The 16427-nt window shown below is 69.3% G+C and carries 12 protein-coding genes; 2 read left to right on the top strand and 10 right to left on the bottom strand.

All coding sequences use genetic code 11. The features are described from left to right. Positions 1–137: 137 nt before the first annotated feature. The 9 genes from JWQ81_RS32600 to JWQ81_RS32640 form a co-directional block, all read right to left on the bottom strand. Positions 138–1283, bottom strand: coding sequence for an N-acetylmuramoyl-L-alanine amidase (locus JWQ81_RS32600; protein ID WP_297547602.1), 1146 nt, complete (start codon positions 1281–1283; stop codon positions 138–140). Between the two features lie 229 nt (positions 1284–1512). Then, positions 1513–1836, bottom strand: coding sequence for a thioredoxin (gene trxA / locus JWQ81_RS32605; protein ID WP_297547603.1), 324 nt, complete (start codon positions 1834–1836; stop codon positions 1513–1515). A gap of 40 nt (positions 1837–1876) precedes the next feature. Further along, positions 1877–2878, bottom strand: a complete 1002-nt coding sequence (trxB, locus tag JWQ81_RS32610; RefSeq protein WP_297547604.1) for a thioredoxin-disulfide reductase — start codon at positions 2876–2878, stop codon at positions 1877–1879. Positions 2879–3073: 195 nt separating this feature from the next. Further along, positions 3074–3850, bottom strand: a complete 777-nt coding sequence (locus JWQ81_RS32615) for a hypothetical protein (RefSeq protein WP_297547605.1) — start codon at positions 3848–3850, stop codon at positions 3074–3076. After that, complete coding sequence (sigM, locus tag JWQ81_RS32620; protein ID WP_297547606.1) at positions 3847–4452, bottom strand: RNA polymerase sigma factor SigM; 606 nt, start codon at positions 4450–4452, stop codon at positions 3847–3849. The genes JWQ81_RS32615 and sigM overlap by 4 nt, the downstream gene beginning before the upstream one ends. Positions 4453–4509: 57 nt before the next feature. After that, a complete protein-coding gene (locus tag JWQ81_RS32625; RefSeq protein ID WP_297547607.1) occupies positions 4510–6072 on the bottom strand; it encodes a protein kinase family protein in 1563 nt (520 codons plus the stop codon). Between the two features lie 122 nt (positions 6073–6194). Continuing rightward, a complete protein-coding gene (gene murJ, locus JWQ81_RS32630; protein WP_297547661.1) occupies positions 6195–8162 on the bottom strand; it encodes a murein biosynthesis integral membrane protein MurJ in 1968 nt (655 codons plus the stop codon). A gap of 270 nt (positions 8163–8432) precedes the next feature. Beyond that, the gene (locus JWQ81_RS32635; RefSeq protein WP_297547608.1) at positions 8433–10688 is read right to left on the bottom strand and encodes a DUF6049 family protein; all 2256 of its coding nucleotides are present in this window, start codon (positions 10686–10688) and stop codon (positions 8433–8435) included. Next, complete coding sequence (locus JWQ81_RS32640) at positions 10685–11206, bottom strand: NUDIX hydrolase (RefSeq protein ID WP_297547609.1); 522 nt, start codon at positions 11204–11206, stop codon at positions 10685–10687. Before JWQ81_RS32640 ends, JWQ81_RS32635 begins: the two co-directional genes overlap by 4 nt. A gap of 101 nt (positions 11207–11307) precedes the next feature. Here JWQ81_RS32640 and JWQ81_RS32645 point away from each other — a divergent pair, with 101 nt between their 5' ends. Together JWQ81_RS32645 and JWQ81_RS32650 are read left to right on the top strand one after the other, a co-directional pair. Then, on the top strand, positions 11308–12753 hold the full coding sequence (locus tag JWQ81_RS32645; RefSeq protein WP_297547610.1) for a CCA tRNA nucleotidyltransferase: 1446 nt from the start codon (positions 11308–11310) through the stop codon (positions 12751–12753). Positions 12754–12800: 47 nt separating this feature from the next. After that, positions 12801–14114 (top strand): ATP-binding protein, encoded by a 1314-nt coding sequence (locus JWQ81_RS32650; protein ID WP_297547611.1) that lies wholly within the window; start codon positions 12801–12803, stop codon positions 14112–14114. 369 nt (positions 14115–14483) lie between these two features. On the opposite strand, the gene JWQ81_RS32655 is transcribed toward JWQ81_RS32650, so the two are convergent. Further along, on the bottom strand, positions 14484–16403 hold the full coding sequence (locus JWQ81_RS32655) for a TNT domain-containing protein (RefSeq protein ID WP_297547612.1): 1920 nt from the start codon (positions 16401–16403) through the stop codon (positions 14484–14486). Positions 16404–16427: the final 24 nt, after the last annotated feature.

Genomic DNA, 16427 nt, shown 5'->3' on the forward strand with positions numbered 1-16427 from the left:
ACAGTGCCGACCCTATGGCGCGGCACATCCACCGGTTGTGTATGGCTGTGGACGAAACCACAAGTTATCCACAGATCGCTGCTGAGGACGTCGGCGAAGCTGTGGATGAATCGGGCTGAGGGTGAATAACCTTCGGGTTACTCCGCCTTCGCCAACTCGTGCGCGAGCACGTCGGCGAAGGTGAAAGTCCCGGTGGGCTGGTCGCCTTCACCGAGCAAATACAGGCGCTTGACAGCGATCAGGATGCCTTCGGTGACCAGGTCGCGGAAGGCCGGATCGGACAGCCGCCGGTGGTCTTCGGAGTTCGTCAGGTACCCGACCTCCACCCGCACCGCGGGGCAGCGCGTCCTGGTGAAGATCTCCCAGGTCTTGGGGTGCGTGCGGCAGTCCAGCAGACCCGTGCGCGCGGCCACCTCACGCTGGATGAAGCCGGCGAGCAGTTCGCCCACCGTCGACGTCGTGCCGGTGCCGGTGCCGAAGTGGAAACTGGCGACGCCCTGGGCCTTCGGCGACGCGCTACCGTCGTTGTGCAGCGACAGGAAGAGGTCGGCGCCGGCGTCGTTGGCGAACTGCGCGCGCTCGGCCTCGGACGGGCTCTGGTTCGGGCCGCGGGAGATCAGCGCTTCCATCCCGGTGGCCTTCATCCGGCCCTCCAGGCGGCGCGCGAGGTCCCAGGCGAGGTCGGCCTCCCGCAGGCTGCCGGCGACGACGCCGAGGTCGTCACCGCCGTGCCCGGGGTCGATCACGATGCGCTTGCCGCGCAGCCGCGGTCCGGCACGCCGGACCTGCTCCTGCTCGCGCAGGAAGACCGGACGGCCGCCACTGGCTCGAGGGGACAGCTGCCGCAGCTGGCGGACCGTCTCCGCCCCGCAGATGCCGTCGACGACCATGCCCATGTCGCGCTGGAAGTTCCGCAGGGCGTGCTCGGTCTGCGGGCCGAAGGCGCCGTCGGGGCGGCCGGCGTTGTAGCCGAGCTCGGTGAGCCGCTCCTGCAACGCGAACACGTCGTCGCCGTGGATCGGGGCCGAGATGAGGTGCGCCAGCGGGCGGCTGCCCAGGTGGAAGCTGGCGCCGCGCAGCGCCCGGTAGGTCGCGGGACCCACCACTCCGTCAGTGATCAGGCCACGGCGCTGCTGGAAGGCACGAACGGCTTGTTCCACGGCCGTGTCGAAAGAACCGTACCCATCGGCACCACTTACCGCGGGCAGAAGTTCCACCGCAGCAAGAGCCGATCTGATCTCGGCGACGTCAGGTCCGGCGTCACCGCGGCGGAGTACCCGCATGCACTCCTCGCTTTTCGCTCGGCACCGAACTCGAGTCTCGGTGCGACTACAGAAAACTTGGCACTGGGGAAGACCCAGTTCGTCTATTGTGCCCTGTGAACTCTGGGTGAGCGCGCAGGCCCGGTCTGTAGGTCAAGCCGCTGAACGTATGAGGACAGCGAAAACCCGGTGATCGTACGCCCGTTTTGGGCGACCACCGGGTTTTCGCTGGTTACACGCTCAACTCAGCTCAGAGCACGTCCGACAGGTCCGACAGGAGCGCCGCCTTCGGCTTCGCTCCGACGATCTGCTTCACCGGCTTGCCACCCTGGAAGAGGATCAGCGTCGGGATGGACATGACCTGGTAGTCACGCGCCGTGTTCGGGTTCTCGTCGACGTCGAGCTTGGCGACGGTGATCTTGTCGCCGTACTCGGCCGCGATCTCCTCGAGCACCGGGGCGACCATCTTGCACGGGCCGCACCAGGTAGCCCAGAAGTCGACCAGGACCGGCTTCTCGCTGGTCAGCACGTCGTCGACGAAACCGGCATCAGTCACCTTGACGGTGTTGGACATCTTGTCTCCTGTTCAGGGGTTGGGCGTCAGGGGTTGGGAGTCAGTGGGCGGAGACCTGCGCGGCGTAACCGCCGCCGACCAGCTCCGATGCTTCGTGGGCGTTCTCCACGCCCGCGTTCTCGGCGAGCCAGCGCTCGGCGTCGATGGCCGCGGCACAGCCCGAGCCGGCGGCGGTGATCGCCTGCCGGTAGGTGTGGTCGACCAGGTCGCCGGCGGCGAACACGCCGTCGAGGTTCGTGTACGAGCTGCGGCCCTTGGTGATGACGTAGCCGGCGTCGTCGACGTCGACCTGGCCACGCACAAGAGCGCTACGCGGGTCGTGCCCGATCGCGACGAAGAACCCCGTGACGTCGAGCGTGGACTCCTCGCCGGTCTTGGTGTCCTTCAGCTTCAGGCCTTGGACCTTGCCGTCACCGACGACGCCGGTGATCTCGGAGTTCAGCTTCCACTGGATCTTGTCGTTCGCCTTGGCGCGCTCGACCATGATCTTGGACGCCCGCAGCTCCTCGCGGCGGTGCACGATGGTCACCGACTTGGCGAACTTGGTGAGGAAGGTCGCTTCCTCCATCGCCGAGTCGCCGCCGCCGGCCACCACGATGTCGTGGTCGCGGAAGAAGAACCCGTCACAGGTCGCGCAGGACGACACCCCGCGGCCGAGCAGCTCCTGCTCCCCGGGCACGTTCAGATAGCGGGCCGCCGCGCCCATCGAGAGCACCACGGCGCGGGCGGCGTACCGCACCCCGTTCGCCGTGACGTACTTGATGTCGCCGGTCAGCTCGAGGCTTTCGACGTCTTCGGAGCGCAGTTCCGCGCCGAACCGCTGCGCCTGCGTCCGCATCTGCTCCATCAGGTCGGGGCCCTGGATGCCGTCACGGAAGCCGGGGTAGTTCTCGACCTCCGTGGTCGTCATCAGCGCGCCACCGAACTGGGTGCCTTCGAACACCAACGGCTCCAGCTGCGCCCGCGCCGCATAGACGGCAGCGGTGTATCCGGCAGGACCTGATCCCACAATGATCAGGTTCCTGATTTCCTCGGCAGCCACCCGTGTCCTCCGCTCGTAATGACCCTGTGTCTTGAGCAAGGCCGGTACCCACCCATTCGTAGCCGACCTCACCGAGATCTGCCCGCTGGTGGATTTTCCGTCCCTGTACAGGGCTCAACACGATCGTAGGGGCCGGTGTTCCCCACGTTCGCCAGGCGTAAGGTGTCGCGCGTCGCAGCAGGTCAGCGACCTGCGCTACTTCTCGCCGACCACCCGGTCGAAGAGCTTGCCGGGGTGTCCTGGCCCACAGTCCGCGGGGAAGCCGACGAGCCGGTACTGCGCGAACTTCCCGGTGGTCAGCAGGATCATCACGCCGGACCGGCCGCCGACCGTGACCGGCAGGATGCCGGCCGGCCGGACCGTGGGGTCGAACCCGTTGGCGTCCAGGCAGGCGTCCAGGTGCTGCTCATCGTGCAGCGGGCCGAAGTCCCGGACGCCGAGTCCGCCGCCGACCAGAGCGTCCGCGCCCGAACCGTCGCCGCCGAGGGCGGGGATGCCCGCGCCGGGGCTGCCCGCTGACGGGCCGGGGGCAGGCGGCAGCGCGACACCCGGGCTCGAGCTGTTGCTGCCCGAGAGGGGCACGACGATGAGCGTGACCGCGGCGGCTGCCGCGACCAGCAGTCCGGCACCCCAGCCCAGTTGCTTGTTCCGACGCCGGCGTGCGGCGTCCAGGCTGGTGACCGGTGCGACCGTGGCCTCGGGCGCGCTCGCTTCCTGCGCGAGCGCGGCGTCGAGCCGGGCCGCGAAGTGGGCGGGCATCGGCTCGAACGGAGCGTCGGCCAGTGCCGAAAGGTCGGCCGTGGTCGCTTCGAGAGCGTCGATGATCGCGCTGGCCTCGGGGTCCGCGTTCACCTGCGGCCACAACCTTGCCGATTCGACGTCGTCGAGGACCCCGGCGTGCAGGTCGGCGAGGACGTCGACAGACCACGGCGGGCCGACGGCTCCGTCAATCCCCCGACTTTCGTCCGTCATCGTCCCTCCCCGTCTCGTTTGCTTTCGTGAGTTGGGACGTTCGCAATCGCATCGGGGTTCCGCAGATGTCCGAGAACCTTGGCCAGCTTCCCGCGACCTCGGGCACACCGGCTCTTGACCGTGCCTTCGGCGATTCCGAGCAGCTTGGCGGTCTCCGCGACCGAGTAACCCTCTACGTCGACCAGGACGATCGGGGCGCGCTGGTTCTCCGGCAGCTCGTCGAGCGCGGCCTGGACCATCAGCTTCGTTTCGCGCTCCGAAATCGAGTCGCGAGGGGAAGCGGGTTCGTTGAAACCGGTCTCCGGCAGCGGCACCGTGGGGCGCGCCTGCCGTCGGCGAATCCGGTCGAGGCAGGCGTTGACCACGATCCGGTGCAGCCACGTGGTGACCTGCGACTCGGCGCGGAAGTTGCCGGCGGCGCGGTACGCCGAGATGAACGCGTCCTGCAGGGCGTCAGCGGCTTCCTCGGGGTCGCGCACCGTCCGGAGGGCCACCGCCCACATCCGGTCCCGATGTCGCCGGACCAGTTCACTGAAGGCGTGCGGATCCCCGGCGGCATGCGCCGCCAAGAGATCGGCATCCGTAGGTGCTGCTGCGGTCACCGGCCAGAGCTTACTGACGCGGTCGGACCGCGCTTTTTCAAGTCGGGACCGTTCGCGTCAACCCGCCGGGACAAAGCTCAGATCACCGATCTGCGAGCTGAACTTTCCGGTGTCCCCGCCCAGCTGGGTGATCCAGACGATGAAGAACTTGCCGTCGGTGGGCTGCTGCAGCGTGATCGTGGTGTCCGGGCCGGTCAGGTCGCCGGCGCCGACGACCTTCGTGTCGGCGAGGGCCGCGTCCTGGCTGTCGGCCGTGCGGATCTCGACCTTGGTACCTGGGCTGTTCGCGCTGATCTTGACCTGCGCGAGCTTGATCGAGTTGTCGAAGTTGGCGACCAGGCCCACGCCGGACTTCAGCACTGGGAACTGCTGGTGGTACTGCTCGGTCTTCCAGACGGTGGCCGGGTCGCCGTCGATCGCGTTCTTCGCGCGGGACGCGTAGTCGCCGGTGCCTTCCGGGTTGTAGACCGCGACTCCGGCCGGATCCACCGGGGTGCCGAACTTGGCGGCCGGCGGAGCTGCCGGAGGTGCGGCGGACTGCGCGGGTGCCGGCGCGGCCGAACTCGACGATGCGGCCACGTTGACCTTGGGACCGGTAGCGGCCGGATCGCTCTGGAAGAAGCTGATCGCGAGCATGCCCAGCCAGGCGAGGATGCCGACGGCGGCGACCACCAGCACGGTGACGCCGGCGGCCAGCTTGCGCCGCCGGGCCGCGTCCTTGACCGGCTTCTTCGTGGTCCAGATCGTGCCGTTCTCATCGCGGCCTTCGACGTCGGCAACAGAGCCGCCGACCGCCTTGATCAGCTGGGTGCGCTCCTCGGCCTCGGCGGCCTGGTCGAGCACGCGCAGGATCGCGGAGCTGGTGCGGATACCTCCGTGGTCGCCGTCCTCGATGGTTCGGACGGCCAGCGACGACAGCTCCGGCGGGACGGACGGGACCAGCGACCGCGGCGGCACGATGCGGCCGGCCGGGGTCAGCGGGGCGGCCGGGATGGCCGTCGGACCACCGGGCAGCGCCCACTTGCCGGTCAACAGCAGGTACAGCACGGCACCGAGGGCCTTGACGTCGTCACGCAGGGTGGCGTCCGGCAGTGGGCCGGGGAACGCCAGCTTGAGGGCGCCTTCGGGGGTGAGCCGGAGGCGCTGCGGGTGGTCGAGGCCGAGGACGAGACCGCTCTGGTGGGCGCGTTCGACGGCTTCGGCCAGCGCCTGCACCATGCGGGCCGCGGCCGCGGGGGCGACCGGACGCTCGGCTACCAGGTCGACGAGGTCGCTGCCCTTGGTCCATTCGGCGACAACAACGCCGAGCAGGCCTTCGTTGGACGTGACGCCGCTGCCGAGGCTGAGGACGTCGAGCACCCGGGCGACGCCGGAGTGGCCGAACTTCGCGGCGTGCGCCGCGCGCTCGAGGGTGCGGCGGGCGAGCCGGGCGGATTCCGCGTCGGCCGGGTCACCGACCAGCAGCGTCAGCGCCACATCGCGGCGGAGCTGGCCATCGCGGGCACGCCAAAGATGCGCCCCGGCCCGTTCGTCGATGCCGAACTGGGCCAGCAGCCGGTATCGGCCGTCTCCGACGACACGGCCGGGCGCCAGGGATCCACCACGTGCCTTTGTGACCACTGGTCTAGGACCCCCTGCTTGCTCGCTCCGTCTCGTGTCCACGCACGCTCCCGCTTATCTCCCTGCACGAGGATACTCTGAACACGGCGGGTGAACCGGGGTTATCTGTGCGTGAATCGTTATCAGCGCCTGATCAACCGGGTGATTCTGGCCGTGGCAGGGGCGATTTCCTCCACTTTGAGCGCCATCAGGACGCCGAAGGACACCACCAGGCCGACCGTTCCCTGCAAGATCAACTTGATCCAGGCCTGCAGAGTTGTGCCCAGGGAGCTTGGCACGAGGTAGCCGACGCCGAGCGCGGCGGCCACGCCGAGTGCGCTCGCGACCACAGTGAAGAGGATCACTCCGAGTACCCGTTTGCTACGCAGGTTACCGAGCGTCACCCACAGCCAGACCTGGCCGAGCACCGCGCCGACCACGAACGTCAGCGCGTTGACCATCATCGCGCCCAGCACGATGTGGTCGGCGTCGAGCAGCTTCGGGGTCAGGAAGAGCAGGGGGATCTTCACCGCGGTCATCGCGATCATGATCAGCGTCGGCGTCCTGGCGTCCTTCATCGCGTAGAACACCCGCATCTGGAGCATCACCAGCGCGTACGGGAGCAGAGCGAACGCCGAGATGGCGAGCGCGCCGCCGAGGCGGTCGGCCGACGCGAGCGAGCCCTTGCCGACGGTGAACAGCGCGATCCCGACCGACGAGCCGATGATCGTCATCACCGCGGAGATCGGCAGCAGCATCACCGTGGAGATCCGGGACGCGTACGAAAGGTCGCCGACCAGCTTCTTGGTGTCGCCGTCCGCGGCCGCGCGGCTCATCCGCGGCATGATCGCGGTCAGCAGCGACACCCCGATGACGCCGTACGGCAGCTGGAAGAGCAGCCACGCGTTGCTGTACGCCGTGACCCCGCCCGCGGTGCCGGCGGTGAGCACCCGGGTGTTGGCGATGTACCCGAGCTGGCTGACCGCGACGTACCCGAGGATCCACAGCGCGAGCCCGCCGAACTCCTTCATCCGCTTGTCGATGCCCCAGCGCCACTTGAACCGGAAGCCCGACCGCAGCAGTGGCGGGATCAGCATCAGCGCCTGCGCCACGATGCCGAACGTGACGCCGAGGCCGAGTGTCAGCAGCTTCGGGTCGCTCATCTTGACCGGGTTGAGCGAGATCTCGCCGGGCATCACCCAGACCACGAGGATCGTGACGATGACGACGAGGTTGTTGACCACCGGCGCCCACGCCGTCGGGCTGAAGATGTTCTTGGCGTTCAGCACGGCCGAGACCAGCGCGAACAGGCCGTAGAAGAAGATCTCCGGCAGCAGCAGGTAGGCGAACGCGGTGGCCAGCGCGGGGTTCGCGTTCGCTGACGACTTGTCGACATAGAGCGAGGTGAACAGCGGCGCCGCGATCACCGCGAGCACCGTGCCGACGAGCAGGAGCGTCAATGCCACGGTCATCAGCCGCTGGGCGTAGGCGATGCCGCCGTCCTTGTCGTCCTGCGAGCGTACGAGCAGCGGGACGACAACACTGGCGAGCACGCCGCCGAGCAGCAGCTCGAAGACGATGTTCGGGAAGGTGTTGGCCACGTTGAAGGAGTCGTTCGCCATGCCCTGGCCGATCGCGTAGACCAGCAGCAGCTTCCACAGGAAACCGGTGATCCGGCTGATCAGCGACGCGATGGCCATCCGGCCGCTGGCCCTGCCGAGAGACGTGGGTTTCGGCGCGGTGACCGGCTGTTCCCCGGTCGTCCCCGGGATGTGGACCAGCGGACCGGCCGTGACCCGCGGCATGACCTGCGTGGCCAGCTGGTCGTACGGCCGGAGGAAGTCCGGGTCGGCCGTCGGCCACCGCGTACCCACCTGGCCGCCGGGGATCCGGGGGATGAACTGGGTCGCGTCCGGCGCGGACGGCTGCGGACCGTCCTCCCACGGGCGCACCGGGGGCGGCGGACGCCGGGAGACCGGGGGAAGCGCCGGCGGCGGGACGGGCGCGCGCGGCGCCCCGCGGCGCGGCTGAGCCTGTGGTGGAGTCTGGGGTGGCGGCGTGCCTCGGCGTGGCGGGAGCTGGTTCGGCTGCGAGGGTTGCACCGGGGCCATTCGCCGGGTCTTCTCCACCTCACGCGGCGGGGCGGCCCGGCGGCGTGCGTCCGCGGGCGGCGGCGGCACCGGCCGCTGCGGCCGGTCGACCGGCGGGCGCGGACGTTCGGCCTCCCAGCCTTTTTCCCCACGCACGGGCGGCAACCCGTCGTCGGGACGCGGAGGACGGCCAGCACGCTCGGGTGGTAAACCCGGTCCTCGTTCCAACGCGTGCCCAATCCTCAGCGGTTACTCGGTCGCCTCAGCGTAATCGGAGGTGACCGGAAAACCTCAGTGACCGTCCGCCCTGGCCGCCTTGGCGTCCCTTACCCGGCGGTAGATGCGCCGGGCCGACAGCAGCAACAGTGCCCCGCCCGCGGCCGCCGTGACGATGATCGTAATGACCCCGTAATTGTTGGAACTGAGCTCGAACCGGGCGGTTGTCCCCAGGTCCAGGCCTGATGGTGTGCTCAACGACACGTCCACGCTGAGCCGTCCCGCACGCAGCGCCTCCCCGAAGTTGACCAGCTGGTTGATCTTCCGGCCGGCCGGGATCGTGTAGGTGGAGATGTTCTCCGGCCGCAGCCCGGCGTTGTTTTTCAGCAGGACCTGCACGGTCACATCGACCGGCAGCGAGTTCGAGACGAACACCGGCAGCGGGGCCGAGTCCGACAGCGACAGCCGCTGGGAGGGCGCCACCACGGTCACCGCGGCCCGCAGGACGTTGAGCTCGCCGCGGGCGTTCGCGGTCGTGATCGCCGAACCGCCGCCGGCCCCCTGCCACGCGACCGAGGACGCGCGGATCAGCCCGTCCCGGACGGGTTTGATCAGTTCGCCCGGTCCGACACGGGTGCTCGTGTTGGTGTTGAGCTTCATCGCCCCGGCGAACCCGGCGGTCGAGGTATCGAGGTCGGACAGCGCGGCGGCGCCGTCGCCGGCCGGAGGTGACGTGAGGTCGTCGGCGCTGGTCGCCATCGTGGCGGTGTTGTCGCCGGGGCCGGGCGCGAGCAGCTCGGACAGCGTCTGCGGCTGCACGACCCCGGCGTTCGTGAACGCGGCGAGCTGGTCCAGCAGCGTTGTCAGCTCGGCTGCTGGGACGTTCCAGCGTCGCGGCGGAGCCAGCAGGATCGGGTTCGCGTGCTGGGCCGAGGTCGCCTGGCCGAGACCTGACCGGAACGCGAGCGCGGCGAGTCCGTCCTGGGTGGACACCGCGGGCTCGTCGCCGGCCGGGGTCAGGTTCACCTGCGTGGGCGTACCGGCGAGCTGGGCGTTTCCCGGCATCCCGGCGAACGCCGCCGACACCAGCGGGTCGATGGGCTGACCGCGGACCTGGGTCCCATTCAGCGAAGCCGCCGTCGTGGCCGGCTCGCCGCCCTGCCTGGCTTCGTTGGTGAGCACGGTCTGGATCCCCGCGTTTCCCAGCAGGCCGAGGGTCTTGGTGTCCATCGTGCCTGCCGGCCAGAGCACCCCGGCCCGCGGCGCGACGCCGAGCAACCTGGTCAGCGTGGCGGCGCCGGACACCGCGCTGGTGACCAGGTCGGCGTCCTGGGCGCTGCCGGCGTGCACCTGCGACAGTGTCGACAGGTTCGCGTCGGCGAACGGCAGCGGCACAACACAGCTGTTCTGGCTGGTCAGCTGCTTGAGCGCGGTCAGCCAGTTCTGGGCAGCCGGCGTCCCCCGGCCCGTCGCGGGAGGGGTGTCCTGGCCGGTTTGGACCTGGTAGCCGCGCGACATCCCGTCGACGACGGAGAGCAGGTCAGGGTCGATCGCCAGGCAGAGCGAGCTGAAGACGTGCGGGCTGGTCTCCTTGGCAGCCTGCGCGGCGGAGACGAGCGAGTCGAGCCGGCCGCCGGAGCTCAGGTCGGCAGCAAGCTCGTCGTCGGTCAGCACCAGCTGGCCGCCCAGCGGCTGCGCCCAGGTCGCGACGTGCGGAATGGTGTCGGCGATCGGCCACAGCACGGACACCGGACTGGCCTTCTGCTGGTGTTCGGGTGCCTTTCCCGGCACGCCGAGTACCGGCACCAGCAGGTTGACCGCGGCGAGCCGCGTCTGGCCGCCGAACTCCGGCGTGCCGTTGACGTTCATCAGTACGGGGTAGACGCCCGGCTTGCTGAGCTTCATCGCGCCCGCGGCGGAGCCGAACGGAAGCGAGATCTGCACCGGCGCGCTCTGGCCGGGCTCGAGCGACTCGGTGATCGAGGTGAACTGCGGTTGCGTGGTGTCGGCGGCGCCGTTCGCAAGCGCGTCGGTGAATTCGCGCTCGGTCGTCACGCGGTTGCCGACCTGCAGGCGGACCAGCAGTTTCGAGATGCGGCGGTCGCCGGTGTTGGTGACCCGGCCGGTGACGCTGAAGCTGGTCGACGTCGAGGTGATGACCGGCGTGACCTGGTCGACGTCGAGCCGGAGCCGGCTCGGCGTGTTCGCCGCCGTCCCGCCGGACTGCGCCTGCGCCGCCGCGCCGAACGAGCCGAGCGCGAGCAGGAACAGCGTGGTCAGGAGCGTCGCGGCGGATCGTCGCAGCGCGCGCCTGGTGTCCACTTCACTCACTCGGGTGCTCCCGCGGTTTCTTCGCCGGCCGCCAGGAGCGTGCGGGCTTTGCGGACCAATGTTCGTTCGTCGGCGTAGGCGAGCTTCGTGTCGAGTTCGGTCAGCGGGACCCAGCCGACCTCGGTGACTTCGACGTCTTCGTCCGACAGCTCACCGCCGTCGGCCGCCAGCATGAAATGGTGGACCGTCTTGTGCACCCGGTGCCGCTCGGCGACGAACCAGTAGTCGATGGTGCCGAGCGGGCGCAGCACGTGCGCGGAGATGCCGGTTTCCTCCTTCACTTCGCGCACAGCCGTCTGCTCCACGGTTTCCCCATCCTCGATGTGCCCCTTCGGGAGCGACCAAAGCAACTTGCCACGGCGGTCGAGCCTGCCGATCAGGACAGCGTTCTCTCCGGCGGCGTCCAGCACGAGGCCACCGGCGGACGTCTCGTCGACCGTTTTCAACTTCCTGCCGCGATGGCGCCGTCGCCGTCGTCCAGGCTTGGCGGCACCGGAGCGACCGGCCGATCCAGACATGCTGCGATGCTAGAGCAAACGCCCGCGTCGGTACGCTGGCTCTCCGTGTCCGTGTCGATCGGTCCGCGTAGTAAGTGGACTCTCTTGTTGGTTGGATCGCTGTGAATGAAGTTGTCGCCAAGCAGAAAGCCGTGGCCGAGCTGATGCGGATCTCCCCGCTGGCCGACGAGCTGGCCGAGCGGTTCGCCGAGGCGGGCCACCAGCTCTACCTCGTCGGCGGCAGCGTGCGCGACGTGCTGCTCGGCAGGCAGTCGAGCGACCTGGACTTCACCACCGACGCGAGACCGGACAGGGTGCTGGCCATCGTGGCGGACTGGGCCGACGCGGTGTGGGAGGTGGGGATCGCCTTCGGCACGGTCGGGGTCACCAAGAAGGGCTCCCTGCTGGAGATCACCACCTTCCGCGCGGACAGCTACGACAGGGTGGGCCGCAAGCCCGAGGTCACCTTCGGCGACACGATCGACGGCGACCTGCTCCGCCGCGACTTCACTGTCAACGCGATGGCGATCGACTTGTCGACGAAGACCTTCGTCGACCCCCACGGCGGGCTGGAAGCCGTCCGGTCGAAGGTGCTCGACACCCCGGCGACCCCGCAGGAGTCCTTCGCCGACGACCCGCTGCGCATGCTGCGCGCGGCTCGCTTCGCCGCGCAGCTCGGCTTCACCCCGGCTCCGCGCGTGGTCGACGCGATGACGTCGATGGCAGGCGAGATCGACCGCATCACCGCCGAGCGCGTCCAGGCGGAGGTGTCGAAGCTGCTGCTGGCTGACGACCCGGCGCCGGGGATCGAGCTGATGGTCGACACGGGCTTGGCCGAGCGCGTGCTGCCCGAGGTGCCGGGCATGCGGCTCGCCATCGACGAGCACCACCAGCACAAGGACGTCTACCAGCACTCGCTGACCGTGCTCCGGCAGGCGATCGACCTGGAGAAGACGCACGAACCGACGTCATCGCCCGACCTGATCCTGCGGCTCGCCGCGCTGCTGCACGACATCGGCAAGCCGGCGACGCGGGAGTTCCAAGACGGCGGCGGGGTGAGCTTCCACCACCATGAGGTGGTCGGCGCGAAGATGGTCCGCAAGCGTTTGCGCGCGCTGAAGTTCTCGAAGGAGATCATCACCGACGTCTCCCAGCTCGTGTTCCTTCACCTGCGGTTCCACGGGTACGGCAACGGAGAATGGACGGATTCGGCGGTCCGGCGGTACGTCACCGACGCCGGCGACCTGCTCCCCCGGCTGCACAAGCTCGTCCGGGCCGATTGCACCACGCGCAACCGGCGCAAGGCGGCCGCACTGCAGGCGACCTATGACCAGCTCGAGGAGCGGATAGCCCGGATCGCGGAGGCCGAGGATCTCGCGAAGGTGCGTCCCGACCTCGATGGCAACGAGATCATGAAGCTGCTCGGCCTCCCGCCGGGTCCGCAGGTCGGGCAGGCCTGGAAGTTCCTGAAGGAGCTGCGGCTCGACCGCGGGCCGCTCGAGTACGACGATGCTGTCGTCGAGCTGCGGGCATGGGCCGCGGCGGAAGGTATCGCCCCACCGGAGTAGCGCTTGCCGGTGGAATTCCGCGGGCGGTTGGGGAGAGGATGTGGGGCATGCCGGAGCCCTCGCCTGGACCACCCCGCCCGGCGAGCTTCCTGCTGACCCTCATCCGCCGCGGCGCGCCCGCCATGGCGACCGCGACCAACGCGTTGTCCGACGAGGTCGCCGACCCGACGCCGATGCGGGCGCTGCGCCGGATCTCCCATATCGACGGTCCCATCGACGTGGCTTCCAACGACGGGCTGCTGTTGCGGGCCGCGCGGTACATCGTGTTGGTGCCGCTGCTCTTCCGGGTCGTCGCGGTGCCCGGGGCCATGGTCGTCTTCCTTCTCGCGCACGGTCGGAACGGTGCCGTGCCGGTCGTCGCGGTCACGGCGGTTTCGGTCGTGCTCAACGTCTTCGGCACCGCATGGCTGCTGCGTTCGGCGCCGTTCCGCCCCGGCAACGCGGGTGTCCTGATCGGCATCGACGTGCTGTTCACCCTGGTCATGGGCCTAGTACTGGCGCTGACCGTACCGTCGGAGGCGCTCGCCGACGCCATGGCCGTCTCGGGGAAGCAGCTGATCGGCTGCGTCGGGGTGCTCTCGCTGGCGATGGGGTTGCCGCGCGGGATCGCGTTGGCTCTCGTGAGTTTTCCGGTGCGGCTGCTCGGCACCTGGCTCAACGGCCACACGGACATCGCCGACGCGCTCTCCGGCTACAGCGCGATGCTCGGTGTCCTCTACACGGCCGGCGGCGCGCTCATCATGATCGGCCTCGGCACCCGGCTGGCGCTGGCGTACGGCATCCGCAACGGCCGGTCCGCCGAACGTGCCCGGCAGCAGCGCATGCTCCACGACACCGTGCTGCAGACGCTCGAAACGATCTCGCTGAAGACACCCGGCGACGCCGAACAGCAGCTGGCGGACCTCCGCGGATTGGCCAGGGCGCAGGCCATCCAGCTGCGGCAAACCCTCGAAACCTCCGACGACGACGAAGGCTCGCGGCCGCTCGGTGAGAAACTCGCGACACTGGCCGCGGAAATGGCCCGTGATGGCTTGCGCGCGCAGCTCGTGATCGCCGAACTCGACGACGACACACTGTCCGAGGTACGTCAGATCGCGATCCGCGACGCCGTCCGCGAGGCCCTGCGCAACACCATGAAGCACTCCGGCACCGACCAAGTCGTCGTGCGGATGGAACAGCGAGACGGCGGCCTCGCGGTGATCACCCGCGACCACGGCGCCGGGTTCAGCACCGGGACCCAGCCGCCGGGGTTCGGCATCAGTGAGTCCATCAACGCGCGGCTGGCCGAGGTGGGCGGCACCGCGATTGTCGAATCCTCCCCCGGCAACGGCACCCGAGTCACGCTCTGGGTGCCGTTTTAGGGTTCTGGTCCCGTCGTGTGCAAAGACCCCTCGGGGCCACCCCTGTGGCTTTGAATGCCAATCCCTGGAACTTAGGGGTGTCTGGTGGTTGGTCGGTTGGTGTGGTGGGTTCGGCTTTACTGCAGCAAGGACCGGGGGCCTGTCGCGTCGTGTCGTGAAGGCCACCTTCACGGCGTAAGGCGCACTCACCTAGGCCTTCACGACGTCTCTGTCCTACCGGAACTGCCTTCAGGAGCCCCGACAGTCACATCGCCATCACCAGCACCACCTGCACGACGTGACTGGCCAGTAGACACGACAGCAAACCTAGCGCCGCTCGGATTTCTAGCGCTTCTTTCGGAGCGGCCGCTGGAGGCAGCCACCGCCGTTTCAGACCCGGCTGAGTGCGCCGGTTTCGAGGTGGCGGCCGATCGGGCCGGGCAGCAGGTACGCGACCGCGCCGCCGGGCATGCCGTTCCACGGCGCGGTCAGCCCGGTGAGCACTCGCAACGGCCGTTGCAGCAGGTAGAGCCGTCGTTCGCGCTCCCGCTCGTAGGCCAGCGACGTCTCGGTGAACCGCGCGGACTCGGGGTGCACGAGGTTGCCGGTTTCGTTGCCGAACCGCTGGACCGTGGTGCCCGCTTCGAGGACGACGATCCGCTTGCCGTGGAAGAAGGTGAGCGGCGGTTCGCCGCGCAGAGCCGTGATCGGCCAGTCGGCGACGACCTCGCGCGGGTCCGGTTCGGTGCCCGCCCAGGCCCTGGCCGGGTACAGCAACACGGTGCCGAGGAAGAACCGCGCGGCCTGCTCGAGGTGGGCGAAGAAGAGCGGCTCGTCCGTCGGCGGCCGAGACACCTCCCAGCCCGCTTCGGCCTTACGCAGCAGCCAAACGCCGTCGGTGGCCGTCTCGGGTTCGCCGATCCGGTACGCCGACTCCGCGACGCCGTACTCCGCGAGCCGCTGGTGCAACACCGTCAGTGCGTCGGACGCGCGGAGCTCCGGGCCGGGTTCGCCTTCGCGGTCGATCTTGGCGGGCACGCTGTCGTCGAGGAGGTCGACCGGTTGCTGGGCCGGGTACGGCTGGCCGAGAATCTCGGCTTCCGCCGTCGCCCGGAGCCGCGGGCTGACGTACGGCGTGCGGAATCCGTTCGCCTGCATGTGCCCGAGCAGTTCAGGCTCCGGCGGAACCCCGTATTTGCGCAGGTAGTGGGGCACGGACGCGGCCCAGATCCAGGTGCCGTCGGTGTGGAAGGCGTCCGGCACGTCCGGCGGGCCTTGCGGGGCGAAGATGTCGGGCAGCATGCCGGGCCGGGCGAGCGCGACCGGGGCGCGGAAGAGGTAGTCGAGCACGCCGCGCACCTTGTCCGGCGGCACCGGCGCGCGGTTGACCATCGGCCGTTCGCCTTCGTTGTGGGCGTCGACCACTTTCGCCAGCCGGAACGCGACGTCCAGCGGGCGGCCGGCTTTCACCGACAGCCAAACCGGCAGGTTTTTCGCCTCACGAGGGAAACGTGCCAACTCCATCGCGTAGGCCCGCGGGTTCGGCCGCCCGCCTTCGTTCGGGGGCAGCCGCCACTTGGGCTCGGCGTCGGGATCGAAGTCGAAATCGAAGCTCGAACCGGGCCCCAGCAGGAACGTTCCCTGGAACCACGTGCCCGCGGCGGGGGTGTACATCGCCGACCGCAGCTGCGCGAACAGCCCGCTCAGCCGCGGCGGTGCGGCCAGCGATACGGAGATCTCGCCTTCGCAGACGACGTGGACTTCCAACTCGGCGTAGTCGCCGACCTGGCGGAACTGCGCGGCGACCCGCTGCCAGTTCGACGGCAGGACCCCGAGCAGCGAGCGCCCGATCCCGCGGAGCAACGCCGTCTGATCGCCCGTGCCCGGCTCCGGGCGGACGTCGGACACCGTGTCGAAGTCATGGCGCGTCTGCCAGATCGCCAGCACCGCGGCGGGCGGGACCGCGACGCTGAAATTCACCAGTCCGAGTTCATGCGCCCGTGTCTCGTCGAGGCCGGTCCAGCGCAGCGTCAGCTCGTTCGCGGCCGTTTCGGGCGCGACCTGGTAGATCTCGTCGTCGTAGAGGCAGTGCGTCTCGAGGCTGAAGTTGGAGCTGGTCTCGCCTTCCGGGACGACCTTCGCGGGCGAGTCGTTCCACTCGACGTCGAAGCCGTCAGGCGGGTTCTCACCAGCGGGTACGACGAGCAGCAGGGTTCCGTCCGCGGTCGAGCGCTGGGTGCGGAACACCCGTTCGCCCCATGCCGCGTACAGCCCGTCCGACCGCGTCTGCGAGTCCACTCGATAACGCACTTCCAGTCCCCTCCCCAAGCACGC

The organism is Amycolatopsis sp., from assembly GCF_025464955.1.
Classification (GTDB): Bacteria; Actinomycetota; Actinomycetes; order Mycobacteriales; family Pseudonocardiaceae; genus Amycolatopsis.

What these genes read in the sequence shown, in the direction of transcription:
- JWQ81_RS32600 (WP_297547602.1), bottom strand. Translation starts at nt 1,283, where the DNA reads ATGCGGGTACTCCGCCGCGGTGACGCCGGACCTGACGTCGCCGAGATC.
- trxA (WP_297547603.1), bottom strand. Translation starts at nt 1,836, where the DNA reads ATGTCCAACACCGTCAAGGTGACTGATGCCGGTTTCGTCGACGACGTG.
- JWQ81_RS32615 (WP_297547605.1), bottom strand. Translation starts at nt 3,850, where the DNA reads ATGACGGACGAAAGTCGGGGGATTGACGGAGCCGTCGGCCCGCCGTGG.
- murJ (WP_297547661.1), bottom strand. Translation starts at nt 8,162, where the DNA reads ATGGCCCCGGTGCAACCCTCGCAGCCGAACCAGCTCCCGCCACGCCGA.
- JWQ81_RS32640 (WP_297547609.1), bottom strand. Translation starts at nt 11,206, where the DNA reads ATGTCTGGATCGGCCGGTCGCTCCGGTGCCGCCAAGCCTGGACGACGG.
- JWQ81_RS32650 (WP_297547611.1), top strand. Translation starts at nt 12,801, where the DNA reads ATGCCGGAGCCCTCGCCTGGACCACCCCGCCCGGCGAGCTTCCTGCTG.